We start from the raw sequence: 13,401 nt of genomic DNA, 5'->3' as shown, positions 1-13,401 counted from the left end.
GAAGCCTTGGTCACATGACTGACGCTGCATCAGCGGCAACCGCACACCAAGCGGTGCTGCCGTCGCCAAAATCCGCGCCCTCGAACGTCGCCCCGCCGTCGACCGCCCGGTTGATCGGCATCGACCTGGCCCGCGGCCTCGCCGTCCTTGGCATGTACTCCGCCCACGTCGGCCCCGATGTGACCGTGGGCGGACCCGTGGGATTCCTCCTGGAAACGGCCCGCGGCCGCTCCTCCGCCCTCTTCGCCCTGCTCGCCGGCTTCTCCCTGGTCATCATCACCGGCCGCCCGCACCCCAGGACCGGCCGCGCCGGACGCCGGGCGGCGGCCAGGATCGTGATCCGCGCCCTGGTCCTGCTGGTCCTCGGCTACGCCCTGACCGCCCTGGACACCGATGTCGACGTGATCCTCAGCTTCTACGCTCTGCTCTTCCTGGTCGTTCTCCCGCTGTACCAGCTGCGGGCCTCAACGCTCGCGCTCATCGCCGTCGCAGGAGCCCTGATCCTGCCCCAAGTCCTCTACGTCATCAGGAAGTCGACCGAAGAGGGCGGCTGGGCCGACTCGTTCGTCTCCCTCGACCCGCTGGCCCGCCTGACCGGCACGGACGGACTCGTCGAGCTGCTGTTCACCGGCGAGTACCCGGTCCTGACCTGGATGCCGTTCCTGATCGCGGGCATGGCCGTGGCCCGGCTCGACCTCAGCCGGCCCAGCATCCGCACCCGCCTGGCCACTGCCGGCGGAGCGCTCGCCCTGCTCGGCTACGGCGGCTCCTGGCTGGCCCTGCGCCTGACCCCGCACGCCCTCGCCGCCATCGCGGCCGCCACGGACGGCGGCTCGGCGTCCTCGGCCTGGTGGTCCGACACCGTCGGCGAACCCGAGAACGGCACACCACTGGCCTGGCTGCTGGTGGCCGCACCGCACAGCCAGACCACCTTCTCCATCCTCGGCAACACAGGCGTCGCGCTCCTGGTGATCGCCGTGTGCCTCACGGTCGCCGACCGGATGCCGCGCCTGACCCGGATCGCCACACCCGTCTCCGCGGTCGGCATGCTGGCCCTGACCGCCTACGCCCTGCACATCGTCGCCCTCTGGGTGTTCACCGACGTCTGGTACGTCGCCGCCGTCGAGGACGAGACCATGTCCGGGCTACCGGTCCTGCTCGGCTTCATCGCAGCCGCCATGCTGCTGGCGACTGTCTGGACCCGCCGGTTCCGGCGCGGCCCACTGGAGGCCGTGCTGAACGCCGCCACCCGGCCCGCGCGCCACATGAAATAGAGGAAGCGGCTCGGGACGCTGCTTGTACCGCGTCGCTGCAGGGAGGGCATTGATCACCGGATCGGGCCAATCCCGCGCCCGAATGCGGATTTCAGGTAGTCGCGGCCGCCGCGTGACGTCCGCGAGAGGCATCCAGGGTTTGTAAGCCGCTGACGGCGCCGGCCATCGTTCAGTCGTCGATCGTCGGCCAGGCCCGGACTCCCCGGGCCTCCACTCAGGCGGCGATGTCCGCGCTCGCGTCGGCGTCGTTGACCAGGCCGAGCCGCACGGGTCGGCCCATCCGCCATGAGGCCCGGGTCCTGGCGTCGGGTTGTTCATCCGACTGCGGCTCGTCAGTCAGCCACAAGAGCGGCAAGGCCAGGCGTCCCGAAGCCGGGATGCCGGGCCTTGCCGCAGCGGCGGATCAGACGGGGCGGATGTTCTCCGCCTGGGGGCCCTTCTGGCCCTGGGTGACGTCGAACTCGACCGTCTGGCCTTCCTGCAGCTCGCGGAAACCCTGGGCGGCGATGTTGGAGTAGTGGGCGAAGACGTCGGGGCCGCCGCCCTCCTGCTCGATGAAGCCGAACCCCTTCTCGCTGTTGAACCACTTCACAGTGCCCTTGGCCATGACTGTCTCCTTCGAGGGAAACCAGGCCCGCACTTTGCGTGCCCGGGAGGTGATCGCCCTGGTCCGGAGAGGCGCTGAAAACGCAAGAACGCCCGTGATGGCGATCACGGGCGAACAGGACTTCGGAACCACGACTGCTAGATCACGACGCTACACCCGAGCCATGGCAGCCGCTAGAACCGCTGCCCTTCCGGCCGGCATCGTTGATCCGGCTCGCCATCAACTGGACCGACAGCGAGCTGCAGTTGGCCATCACCGTCGGCCATCCCAACGCACTGCCCCAGGCCGCCGAAGGAGTCCGCACCTGCTCGCCCGTCCTTGTCGCCGAAGCAGCTGTGGGTCACTCGGTCTGCCTTCGGAACGCCTCTCTTCGTTCGAGGTGCCTACCGTCGGTGGCGCTTCACCCAGCCAATAGCCCGACGAGGTGGCGCAGTTGTTTCGCCGCGGCGAACGATTGCGTCCTGTGAAGGGCTGGCCAAGCGTTGAGGCAAAGGAGCAACGACCCACCAGACCGTGTGTCCTTTTGTGTGCTGTCAGTCACATCAGTGCAGGTCAAACGCGATGTTCAAGGAAGATGCACGCATTGATGCCCACGGCGAGGTGCGGTCATTATTCGTTGGTGGGCGAGGCCATCCAGCGCCCGGTCGTGGGTCGTTGACCTGCGGAAACCTGTCGGTGGAAGGGGTTATCCACGACATGTGGATAGGCGTGCGCCTCGAAAAGAGCAACGGTCAAAAGACCGTGTGCGTTTTGACGTGAACGCAAAAACTCCCGACCTGTATTTCTGCAGGTCAGGAGTCTTTTCCGGAGTGCCCCCGGCAGGATTCGAACCTGCGCACACGGCTCCGGAGGCCGTTGCTCTATCCCCTGAGCTACGGGGGCGTGTCTTGCGCGTTGCGCGGCGACGAGTAGAACCCTACCAGCTCGTTCGGGGTGATCAGGAACGGGTTTCGAGGCTCGCGTCGCCCGCAGTCGGCCCCCGATCCGTGGCGGTGGAAGTGGGGAAAAGCCGGACGCGGTGGCCGGTCTCGACCTACTCTCGAGTTGTGCCAGGCGTGTCCGGCCGGGTGCTTGTTGTGGACGACAACAAGGTCATCCGGCAGCTGATCAGGGTCAACCTCGAGCTGGAGGGTTTCGAGGTCGTGACCGCGGCTGATGGTGCCGAGTGTCTGGATGTCATTCATCAGGTGTGCCCCGATGTCGTCACCCTCGACGTCGCGATGCCTCGGCTCGACGGTCTCGGCACCGCCGCTCGCCTGCGCGCCGACCCCCGTACCCGCGACCTGCCCCTCGCGATCATCAGTGCCTGTACGGAGTACGAGGTCGAGGCCGGCCTCGATGTCGGGGTGGATGCTTTCCTTGCCAAGCCCTTCGATCCCGCCGAACTCATCAGGCTCGTAAGGGAGTTGGCCGAGCGTGCGCGGGGCGACGCCCCCTTCGAGAGTGCTCTCGGGCCGCCCCGCGGCTCACTTGGCGCCCCCAGTGAGGCCGAGCGCGCCGGCCGAGTCGCCGGTAACTGAGCAGCGAGGTTCCCGGACGGGCCGCCGCCCTGTTCCCCTCTCTCCCGATCAACCCCACGTCCGCATACCGTCCAGATGCCGAAACGCCCACCTCTCACGCCCAAACCCGCTGGCCCACCCACCCCCCTCCTCCCATACGCTTGTCCCGTGACCCCCGTCGAGCTCTCCCGTACCGTGCTGTGCGCGGTGCGTCGTGCTGTCGATGCCGGGGTACTGGATGTAACCGTCCCCGCACGTGCCGTCGTCGCCCCGCCCGGGCCCGGCGGGACCGGGGACTACGCCACCAACATCGCGTTGCAGCTGGCCAAGCCCGCCGGCCGCACCCCCCGCTTCGTCGCCGAAGTCCTGTGCGAGCAGATCAGTGCCGCCCCCGGCGTCCGTGGCGTCGAGATCACCGGGCCGGGGTTCCTCAACATCAGCCTCGACAGCGCCGCCCCCGCAGCTCTCGTACGGGAGATCCTCAGCCAGGGTTCGCGGTACGGGCACAGTGACGCCCTCGCCGGTCAGGTGCTGTCGGTGCGGCTCCCGGCCGATCACGAACTGCGGGCCGAAGTCGTCGCCGAAGCGGTTGTACGGATCGCCGCGACCCAAGGCGCCCGCGTCCACCTGCATCGCGGCACAGGCACAGCCACCCTTGACGACGGCGCCGAGACCGAGACCGTCGACCTTCGTACGCTCGTCCCCGCCCCCGGCGACCCGACCCCCCTCGGCCCCGACGCCGCCCGCTGGGCCCTGCTCCATCCCGCCCCGCACGACCGGCCCCGGCTCGGCGTCGAGCATCTGGTCCAGCGGGAGAGCAACCCCCTCTTCCGGGTGCGTTACGCCTACGCCCGTACCCGCGCCCTCGCGCGCAACGCCGCCGACCTGGGGTTCACCGCGTACCCCGGCGGCGATCTGACAGGACCGACACCCCCGCTCCTCAGCCTGCTGGCCGATCACCCCCGCCTTCTCCTCGGTGCCGCCACCCATCGCGCCCCGGACCGGCTTGCCCGGCATCTCGTCACCCTTGCCGATGCCACGCTCGTCTTTCTTCCCACCGTGCTGCCGCTCGGCGACGAGAAACCCTCGGCCGCCCACCGGGCCCGGCTCGCGCTCGTCGAAGCGGCCGGGACGGTGCTGGCCGGCGGCCTGTCCCTGCTGGGTATCGACGCACCTGAATACCTCTGAATACCTCCGAATGCCTCAACACCTCTGAACACCACCGAGGAAGCCGCACAGCCATGAGCCGTTCCGCACACCCCGCCGGGCCCCGTCACGCCGACGTACTGCCCGAGGGTCACCCCTCCGCGCCGCCCGCCGACCTCAACCACCTGGACCGCAAGGTCTGGGCGTCGACCGTCACCCGTACGCCCGAGGGTGTCGTCAGTGTCGGTGGGGTCGAGGTGACCCGGCTCGCCGAGGAGTTCGGGACTCCCGCCTACTTCCTCGACGAGACCGACTTCCGGGAGCGCGCCCGTGCCTGGCGTACCGCCTTCGGGTCGGACGCCGACGTCTTCTACGCCGGCAAGGCGTTTCTGTCGCGGGCCGTCGTGCGGTGGCTGCACGACGAAGGGCTCAACCTCGACGTCTGCTCCGGTGGAGAGCTCACCACCGCGCTGTCCGCCGGGATGCCCGCCGATCGCATCGCCTTCCACGGCAACAACAAGTCCGTGGAGGAGATCGAGACCGCCATTCGCGCCGGGGTCGGGCGGATCGTGCTCGACTCCTTCCAGGAGATCGTGCGCGTTTCCCACATCGCGCAGTCCCTCGGCAAGCGGCAGCGCGTACAGATCCGTATCACCGTCGGTGTCGAGGCTCATACGCATGAGTTCATCGCTACCGCGCACGAGGACCAGAAGTTCGGCATTCCGCTTGCCGGGGGGCAGGCCGCCGAGGCCGTGCGGCGGGCGTTGCAGCTCGACGGGCTCGAGCTCGTCGGTATTCACTCGCACATCGGTTCGCAGATCTTCGACATGTCGGGTTTTGAAGTCGCCGCGCATCGTGTTGTCGGGCTGCTCAAGGACATTCGTGACGAGCACGGGGTCGAGCTGCCCGAGATCGACCTCGGGGGTGGGCTCGGTATCGCCTACACCAGTGACGACGATCCCCGTGAGCCGCACGAGATCGCCAAGGCGTTGACGGAGATCGTCAGCCGTGAGTGCGAGGGGGCGAAGCTGCGTACCCCTCGGATCTCCGTCGAGCCCGGGCGCGCCATCGTCGGGCCCACCGCCTTCACCCTCTACGAGGTCGGCACGATCAAGCCGCTGGACGGGCTGCGGACCTATGTGTCTGTCGACGGGGGTATGTCCGACAATATTCGGACCGCGCTCTACGATGCCGAGTACAGCGTCGCTCTCGTCTCCCGTACCTCCGAGGCCGCGCCCATGCTGGTCCGCGTCGTCGGCAAGCACTGCGAGAGCGGGGACATCGTCGTCAAGGACGCCTTTCTGCCCGCCGACCTGGCACCGGGTGACCTCATCGCGGTGCCGGCGACCGGTGCGTACTGCCGGTCCATGGCCAGCAACTACAACCACGCCCTTCGTCCGCCCGTCGTCGCCGTACGGGAAGGCGAGGCCCGTGTCATCGTCCGGCGGGAGACCGAGGAGGATCTTCTCCGTCTTGACGTGGGATGAAGAGAGATGAAGGGAGATGAAGATGAAGGGAGACGGTGTGGGATGACGACGGAATTCTGGACCGTGGCGGAAGATCTCCTGTCTTCCGCCGCTCGGAAAACGAAATAAACATCTCACGATCCGGACGATGGGTAGAAACTTCAGTCCGGTGAGTGAGACTGGTCGAATCCAGACGGTATGAGGAAACGAGGTCGGATGATGCGTACGCGTCCGCTGAAGGTGGCGCTGCTGGGCTGTGGGGTTGTCGGCTCAGAGGTGGCGCGCATCATGACGACGCACGCCGACGATCTCGCCGCGCGCATCGGCGCTCCCGTCGAGCTTGCGGGGGTCGCCGTACGGCGGCCCTCCAAGGTGCGTGACGGCATCGACCCCGCCCTCGTCACCACCGACGCCACCGCCCTCGTCAAACGTGGCGACATCGATGTGGTCGTCGAGGTCATCGGCGGTATCGAGCCCGCGCGTTCCCTCATCACCTCCGCCTTCGAGCACGGCGCGTCCGTCGTCTCCGCCAACAAGGCCCTCCTCGCCCAGGACGGCGCCGCTCTGCACGCCGCAGCCGAGGAACACAACGCGGATCTCTATTACGAGGCCGCCGTCGCCGGCGCCATCCCGCTCATCCGGCCGCTGCGCGAGTCCCTCGCCGGCGACAAGGTGAACCGGGTCCTCGGGATCGTCAACGGCACCACCAACTTCATCCTCGACAAGATGGACTCCACGGGCGCCGGCTACCAGGAGGCCCTCGACGAGGCCACCGCCCTGGGATACGCCGAGGCCGACCCCACCGCCGACGTCGAGGGGTTCGACGCCGCCGCCAAGGCCGCCATCCTCGCCGGAATCGCCTTCCACACGCGCGTGCGTCTCGACGACGTCTACCGCGAGGGCATGACCGAGGTCACCGCCTCCGACTTCGCCTCCGCCAGGAACATGGGCTGCACCATCAAACTGCTCGCCATCTGCGAGCGGGCCGACGACGGGCAGTCCGTCACCGCGCGTGTGCATCCGGCCATGATTCCGCTGACGCACCCGCTGGCCTCCGTACGCGGCGCCTACAACGCCGTGTTCGTCGAGTCCGACGCCTCCGGACAGCTGATGTTCTACGGGCCCGGAGCCGGCGGTGCGCCCACGGCCTCCGCCGTGCTCGGTGACCTCGTCGCCGTGTGCCGCAACCGCCTCACCGGGACGACCGGTCCCGGCGAGTCCGCGTACGCCGCACTGCCCGTTTCGGGCATGGGCGATGTGGTCACTCGCTATCACATCAGCCTCGACGTCGCCGACAAACCGGGTGTTCTCGCCCAGGTGGCCACCGTGTTCGCCGAGCACGGCGTGTCCATCGATACGGTTCGGCAGACGGGCAAGGACGGCGAGGCCTCCCTTGTCGTCGTCACCCATCGTGCGTCCGACGCCGCCCTGGGCGGAACCGTCGAGGCGTTGCGCAAGCTCGACACCGTGCGGGGTGTCGCCAGCATCATGCGGGTTGAAGGAGAGTAACCAGCAATGACCCACCAGTGGCGCGGAATCATCGAGGAGTACCGGGACCGGCTGCCCGTCTCCGACAGCACGCCGGTCGTGACGCTCCGCGAGGGCGGCACGCCCCTCGTCCCCGCGCAGGTGCTCTCCGAGCGCACGGGCTGCGAGGTCCACCTCAAGGTGGAGGGCGCCAACCCCACCGGGTCCTTCAAGGACCGCGGAATGACCATGGCCATCACCCGGGCGAAGGAGGAGGGCGCGAAGGCGGTCATCTGTGCCTCCACGGGCAACACGTCTGCCTCCGCCGCCGCCTACGCTGTGCGCGCGGGTATGGTTTCGGCCGTTCTCGTGCCGCAGGGCAAGATCGCCCTCGGCAAGATGGGACAGGCGCTGGTCCACGGCGCCAAGATCCTCCAGGTCGACGGCAACTTCGACGACTGCCTCACCCTCGCCCGGTCGCTCAGCGACAACTACCCGGTGGCGCTGGTGAATTCGGTCAACCCGGTGCGTATAGAGGGCCAGAAGACGGCCGCCTTCGAGATCGTCGACATGCTCGGCGACGCTCCCGACATCCACGTCCTGCCGGTCGGCAACGCGGGCAACATCACCGCGTACTGGAAGGGCTACACCGAGTACGCCGCCGACGGCATCGCCCGGCGCACCCCGCGCATGTGGGGGTACCAGGCGGCCGGCAGTGCCCCCATCGTGCGCGGCGAGATCGTCAAGGACCCCTCGACGCTCGCCACCGCGATCCGGATCGGCAACCCTGCCTCCTGGAAGCAGGCGCTGGCCGCGCGCGACGAGTCGGGCGGTCACATCGACGAGGTGACGGACCGTGAAATCCTGCGCGCCTACCGGCTGTTGGCCGCTCAGGAAGGCGTTTTCGTCGAGCCGGCGTCCGCCGCGTCCGTCGCCGGTCTGCTGAAGGCGGCCGAGCAGGGCAAGGTCGATCCGGGCCAGACCATCGTCTGCACGGTCACCGGCAACGGGCTGAAGGACCCGGGCTGGGCCACGGAGGGCGCACCGAAGCCGGTCGTCGTCCCGGTGGACGCCGCGACCGCCGCCGAGCGACTCGGACTCGCGTAGACCGGGTACTGAGCACCCGAACCCGGGTACTCCCTACCCAGTCCCTACGGCGGGTGCACAGGGGGCTTACGACACGCATCGTGCGCCTCCTGTGCGCCCTATGTCGCCACAGAACCTTCCTTCGATAAGCTGGGGTGAACCCGCCCGCCGCATATGCCCCGCATATGGCACGGCGCCGCGCTGCCTCAGCGGCCTGAGGGTCCCCACGTACGTCCTCAGCCGTTTCCACTGTTCGTCCACTTGTTCGTCCACTGTTCGTGTCGAATGTCGTCCCTCATCGAATGTCTTCGACGAAATCGCAGCTCAAGGAGAGTCATCGAGCGATGGCCGGTCCAGCGTTCCGAGCCGCCGCCGTCCGGGTGCGCGTCCCCGCCACCAGCGCCAATCTCGGTCCGGGCTTCGACGCCCTGGGCCTGTCGCTGGGGTTGTACGACGACGTCGTAGTCCGGGTGGCCGACTCCGGGTTGCACATCGACATCGCGGGTGAGGGCAGCGAGACCCTCCCGCGCGACGAGAGCCACCTCCTCGTACGGTCCCTGCGCACCGCCTTCGACCTGCTGGGCGGACAGCCGCGCGGCCTCGAGATCGTGTGCGCCAACCGCATTCCGCACGGCCGGGGCCTCGGGTCCTCCTCGGCGGCCATCTGCGCCGGCATCGTCGCCGCGCGGGCCGTCACGATAGGTGGCGACAGCCGTCTCGACGACGAGGCGCTGCTCGAACTGGCCACCGAGATCGAGGGGCACCCCGACAACGTCGCCGCGTGTCTGCTCGGCGGGTTCACGCTCTCCTGGATGGAGTCCGGCGCCGCCCGGGCGATCAGGATGGAGCCCGCCCGTTCCGTCGTTCCGGTGGTTTTCGTTCCCGGAAAACCGGTACTCACCCAGACGGCGCGCGGTCTGCTGCCGCGTACTGTCCCGCACGTCGACGCCGCGGCCAACGCGGGGCGTGCCGCCCTGCTCGTCGAGGCCCTGACCAGGCGTCCTGAGCTGCTGCTTCCCGCCACCGAGGACCGGCTGCACCAGGAGTACCGCGCCCCCGCCATGCCGGAGAGCACGGCGCTGGTGGAGCGGCTGCGGGCCGACGGCATCCCCGCGGTGATCTCCGGTGCGGGGCCCACTGTTCTGGCGCTGACCGACGAGGCCACGGCCGACAAGGTGTCCCAACTCGCGGGCGAGGGCTGGGCCGCCAACCGGCTCGAGCTCGACGCCAGGGGTGCGAGTGTGCTGCCGCTCGCGGCGTCCGGAGAGAGCTGGGCGACGACATCGACGGGGTGACGGCGAACGCCGCGCGACGCGGCGCTGTGACATTCAACTACATAGGGTTGCCGGATTTGGAGAGGGGGAATGTTTGTTGGATCCGGTAGTGTTAACCTCAAGTCTGCACCCGACCCCACCATGGCGAGGTGCTTTGTGTCCCCGTCCGGGACAGACATTCTTCCGGGAGCCTCCCAAGCCACTCTGTGTTTCATGCGGCGATCCATTTGTCGTGTGCAGGCGCTGAGCGGCATCCAGGGCACGCTCCGGAACCGGTGTGACCAGGCCGCCTGACACGGACACTCAGTGTCATGGCCTTGGGAAGCGCCATCACCAGAAATCCTCCTCCGCCGCTTGGCGGACCACCGCCCCGGCACGGTCCACTCATGAAGGACCGAAGTCGGACAGCACAACCGGTCGCCGTGCCAGACAGGCCGACGTCCGCTCCAGGGAAGGACCCTTCGTGAGCGACACCACCGATCTGATGGGCGCACGTGTCGAGGAGACCGCTGCCGCGCCCTCCACGGACGCCTCCGCGCCTGCCTCGGGTGCCGGCTCCCGGCGGCGCCGCGGTACCGGCCTCGACGGCATGGTGCTGGCCGAGCTGCAGCAGGTCGCATCAGGCCTCGGCATCAAGGGCACCGCGCGGATGCGCAAGAGCCAGCTGATCGAGGTCATCAAGGAGGCGCAGGCCGGGGGCGGAACCCCCAAGGCCGCGTCCGCCGCCCCCGCCGGGGAGGCCGCCGAGACCAAGCCCAGGCGCCGCGCCACCTCCAAGGCCCGCACCGGTGAGGACACCGCGCCGGCCGCCGAGAAGAAGGCGGCCGTACAGGTCGTCGAGGCGCCCGCCGAGAAGGCCGTGGCCCAGCAGCAGATCGAGATCCCCGGCCAGCCCGCTGGGGGCCCCTCCCGCGCGAGCGAAGCCGAGCGTGGGGGAGACGACGTGCCCGCCGAGCGCCGTCGGCGCCGTGCCACCGCCGATGCCGGCAGCCCGGAGACGGTTGTCGCCGAGGCGAAGAGCGAGCCGAAGGCCGAGACGCAGGCCCAGCAGGCGCAGACGCAGACGCAGGTCGACACCGGTGACGCAGACGGCCGTCAGGGCCGCCGCGACCGCCGGGAGCGTGGCGACCGCGGCCGGGACCGCGACCGCCGGGGCAACAAGACCGACGAGCAGCAGGGCGGCACCCCGCAGCGCGGCACCCAGCAGGGCCAGCAGCAGGGCGGCGGCCGTCCGGACCGCCAGGACCGTCCCGAGCGTCAGGACCGTCAGCAGCGCGACGGCGGGCAGCGCGACAACTCGCCGCGTGACAACGGGCCTCGGGCCGACGAGGACGGGGACGACTTCGACGGCGGACGCCGTGGCCGGCGCGGACGCTACCGCGACCGCCGTGGCCGTCGCGGCCGCGAGGAGTTCGGCCCGAACGAGCCGCAGGTCGCCGACGACGACGTCCTGATCCCCGTCGCGGGCATCCTGGACATCCTCGACAACTACGCCTTCATCCGTACGTCGGGCTACCTCCCGGGCCCCAACGACGTGTACGTCTCCCTCGCCCAGGTCCGCAAGAACGGCCTGCGCAAGGGCGACCACGTCACCGGCGCGGTCCGGCAGCCGAAGGACGGCGAGCGCCGCGAGAAGTTCAACGCGCTGGTGCGTCTGGACTCGACCAACGGCATGGCCCCCGACTCCGGCCGCGGGCGCCCCGAGTTCAACAAGCTGACCCCGCTCTACCCGCAGGACCGCCTCCGTCTGGAGACGGACCCGGGCATCCTCACCACCCGCATCATCGACCTCGTCGCGCCGATCGGTAAGGGCCAGCGCGGTCTGATCGTGGCCCCGCCGAAGACCGGCAAGACCATGATCATGCAGGCGATCGCGAACGCGATCACGCACAACAACCCCGAGTGCCACCTGATGGTCGTCCTGGTCGACGAGCGTCCGGAAGAGGTCACCGACATGCAGCGGTCGGTGAAGGGCGAGGTCATCTCCTCGACCTTCGACCGCCCGGCCGAGGACCACACCACGGTCGCCGAGCTGGCGATCGAGCGTGCCAAGCGCCTGGTGGAGCTGGGCCACGACGTCGTCGTACTCCTGGACTCGATCACGCGTCTGGGCCGTGCGTACAACCTCGCCGCCCCGGCCTCCGGCCGCATCCTGTCCGGTGGTGTCGACTCGACCGCCCTGTACCCGCCGAAGCGCTTCTTCGGTGCGGCCCGCAACATCGAGGACGGCGGCTCGCTCACCATCCTCGCCACCGCGCTGGTGGACACCGGGTCCCGCATGGACGAGGTCATCTTCGAGGAGTTCAAGGGCACCGGCAACGCCGAGCTCAAGCTCGACCGGAAGCTCGCCGACAAGCGCATCTTCCCGGCGGTGGACGTCGACGCGTCCGGTACCCGCAAGGAGGAGATCCTGCTGTCGGGCGAGGAACTGGGTGTCGTCTGGAAGCTGCGCCGGGTGCTGCACGCGCTCGACCAGCAGCAGGCGATCGAGCTGCTCCTCGACAAGATGAAGCAGACGAAGTCGAACGCCGAGTTCCTGCTCCAGATCCAGAAGACGACGCCGGGCAACGGCAACGACTGACGGTCGGACAACTAAGCAGGAAAGCATTCCAAGAAGGGCCATCCCCGTTTTACGGGATGGCCCTTCTTGTTGTACCTGAACTTCTTGTACTCGAACTTGTTGTGCCCGAAATGGAATTACATGGGCTGCGCGTCGGCTTTTGTGAATGCTCCGGCGGCGGGGGCCGCACATGGGGTCACGTCTGTTTCCACGCCCGCCGCCAGGCCCGCCTCGCAGAGCCGGCCGCCCTTGTCGCGCAGGTCGAGGTAGAAGCGGGTGGCCTTGCCGTCCTGCTGGAGGTCGTGGATGCGCTCGTCGATGTAACCGAGGCCGTTCAGGACCTCGCGCACCTTGGCCGGGGTGGGCTCCTGGACCGCCTGCAGGGCCTCGACGACGCGCTGTTCGTGCTGGACGCTGGCGCACTGGTCGCGGTCGCTCAGCTCCGCCCCGGGCTCCTGGGGAGCACCGGGCTCGACCGGTTCGGCCGGGGGAACCTCACCAGGGGCCAGGCTCTCCTTCCCCGTCGAACCGGCCGGCTTACCGCTGGTGGGCCCAGTTGCGGCCTCGTTCGTCGAGGAACACGGCTGCGCAAGCTTGTCGAGCATCGCCGCGAACGCCGCCTGCTCGGGCGTCGACGGTGTGGCGCTCCCCTCGGCGCCCGCGACCCTGTCCGGTCCAGCCTGGGACCCGCTTCCGCTCCCACTGTCGCTTGACTCGGCACCTCCGCAGCCGGTGAGTACCAGGGCGGCGAGGGCGGCTGCCGCGAAGGCGCGCCGGGGGCGGGTGAACGCTCTGATGGGGGCAGGGATGCGAGGCATGCGCGTAGTTTCCGGCCTGCGACTCCCACCCCGCATGAGTACGCGTACTCATATGCGTGTGAGCACTCGGCGGGGTCTTCATTACCGGCGGTAAATGGGTTCCCTGGTTCCGCTTCTGAGGGTTGTTAAAGCGATCCGGAGTGACCTACTGTCCACAGCGTTCATTCGGAACTCACACCATTTCCACACGGGGGGAACTCGTGC

General features: G+C 68.9%; 10 protein-coding genes and 1 tRNA gene. 8 read left to right on the top strand and 3 right to left on the bottom strand.

Annotation, left to right across the window (positions count from 1 at the left end; translation table 11 throughout):
* Positions 1–14: 14 nt before the first annotated feature.
* Positions 15–1,274, top strand: a complete 1,260-nt coding sequence (locus PV396_RS43065; RefSeq protein ID WP_319213827.1) for a DUF418 domain-containing protein — start codon at positions 15–17, stop codon at positions 1,272–1,274.
* 403 nt (positions 1,275–1,677) lie between these two features.
* Here PV396_RS43065 and PV396_RS43060 read toward each other — a convergent pair whose 3' ends face one another.
* Together PV396_RS43060 and PV396_RS43055 are read right to left on the bottom strand one after the other, a co-directional pair.
* A complete protein-coding gene (locus PV396_RS43060; RefSeq protein ID WP_319213826.1) occupies positions 1,678–1,881 on the bottom strand; it encodes a cold-shock protein in 204 nt (67 codons plus the stop codon).
* A gap of 810 nt (positions 1,882–2,691) precedes the next feature.
* Positions 2,692–2,763: transfer RNA gene (locus PV396_RS43055), tRNA-Arg, on the bottom strand.
* Positions 2,764–2,927: 164 nt separating this feature from the next.
* Between PV396_RS43055 and PV396_RS43050 the strand changes: the two genes are divergently transcribed.
* The 7 genes from PV396_RS43050 (at position 2,928) to rho (ending at position 12,400) form a co-directional block, all read left to right on the top strand.
* Positions 2,928–3,401: a response regulator transcription factor gene (locus tag PV396_RS43050; RefSeq protein WP_319213825.1), complete on the top strand. Its 474-nt coding sequence runs from the start codon at positions 2,928–2,930 to the stop codon at positions 3,399–3,401.
* A 147-nt stretch (positions 3,402–3,548) separates the two neighbouring features.
* Positions 3,549–4,568, top strand: coding sequence for an ArgS-related anticodon-binding protein NrtL (gene nrtL, locus PV396_RS43045; RefSeq protein WP_319213824.1), 1,020 nt, complete (start codon positions 3,549–3,551; stop codon positions 4,566–4,568).
* A gap of 53 nt (positions 4,569–4,621) precedes the next feature.
* Complete coding sequence (gene lysA / locus PV396_RS43040; protein ID WP_319213823.1) at positions 4,622–6,013, top strand: diaminopimelate decarboxylase; 1,392 nt, start codon at positions 4,622–4,624, stop codon at positions 6,011–6,013.
* Positions 6,014–6,208: 195 nt separating this feature from the next.
* On the top strand, positions 6,209–7,501 hold the full coding sequence (locus tag PV396_RS43035; protein WP_319213822.1) for a homoserine dehydrogenase: 1,293 nt from the start codon (positions 6,209–6,211) through the stop codon (positions 7,499–7,501).
* A 6-nt stretch (positions 7,502–7,507) separates the two neighbouring features.
* The gene (gene thrC / locus PV396_RS43030) at positions 7,508–8,566 is read left to right on the top strand and encodes a threonine synthase (RefSeq protein WP_319213821.1); all 1,059 of its coding nucleotides are present in this window, start codon (positions 7,508–7,510) and stop codon (positions 8,564–8,566) included.
* A gap of 323 nt (positions 8,567–8,889) precedes the next feature.
* Entirely contained in the window at positions 8,890–9,840 is a 951-nt protein-coding gene (thrB, locus tag PV396_RS43025; protein ID WP_319213820.1) for a homoserine kinase, read from the top strand.
* Positions 9,841–10,282: 442 nt separating this feature from the next.
* Positions 10,283–12,400, top strand: coding sequence for a transcription termination factor Rho (rho, locus tag PV396_RS43020; protein ID WP_319213819.1), 2,118 nt, complete (start codon positions 10,283–10,285; stop codon positions 12,398–12,400).
* Positions 12,401–12,516: 116 nt separating this feature from the next.
* Here rho and PV396_RS43015 read toward each other — a convergent pair whose 3' ends face one another.
* Positions 12,517–13,197, bottom strand: a complete 681-nt coding sequence (locus tag PV396_RS43015; protein WP_319213818.1) for a hypothetical protein — start codon at positions 13,195–13,197, stop codon at positions 12,517–12,519.
* Positions 13,198–13,401: the final 204 nt, after the last annotated feature.

This window comes from Streptomyces sp. ME02-8801-2C, assembly GCF_033793965.1.
Classification (GTDB): Bacteria; Actinomycetota; Actinomycetes; order Streptomycetales; family Streptomycetaceae; genus Streptomyces.
This window is presented reverse-complemented; position numbering and strand designations above follow the sequence as displayed.

What these genes read in the sequence shown, in the direction of transcription:
- PV396_RS43065 (WP_319213827.1), top strand. Translation starts at nt 15, where the DNA reads ATGACTGACGCTGCATCAGCGGCAACCGCACACCAAGCGGTGCTGCCG.
- PV396_RS43060 (WP_319213826.1), bottom strand. Translation starts at nt 1,881, where the DNA reads ATGGCCAAGGGCACTGTGAAGTGGTTCAACAGCGAGAAGGGGTTCGGC.
- lysA (WP_319213823.1), top strand. Translation starts at nt 4,622, where the DNA reads ATGAGCCGTTCCGCACACCCCGCCGGGCCCCGTCACGCCGACGTACTG.
- PV396_RS43035 (WP_319213822.1), top strand. Translation starts at nt 6,209, where the DNA reads ATGATGCGTACGCGTCCGCTGAAGGTGGCGCTGCTGGGCTGTGGGGTT.
- thrC (WP_319213821.1), top strand. Translation starts at nt 7,508, where the DNA reads ATGACCCACCAGTGGCGCGGAATCATCGAGGAGTACCGGGACCGGCTG.
- thrB (WP_319213820.1), top strand. Translation starts at nt 8,890, where the DNA reads ATGGCCGGTCCAGCGTTCCGAGCCGCCGCCGTCCGGGTGCGCGTCCCC.
- PV396_RS43015 (WP_319213818.1), bottom strand. Translation starts at nt 13,197, where the DNA reads ATGCCTCGCATCCCTGCCCCCATCAGAGCGTTCACCCGCCCCCGGCGC.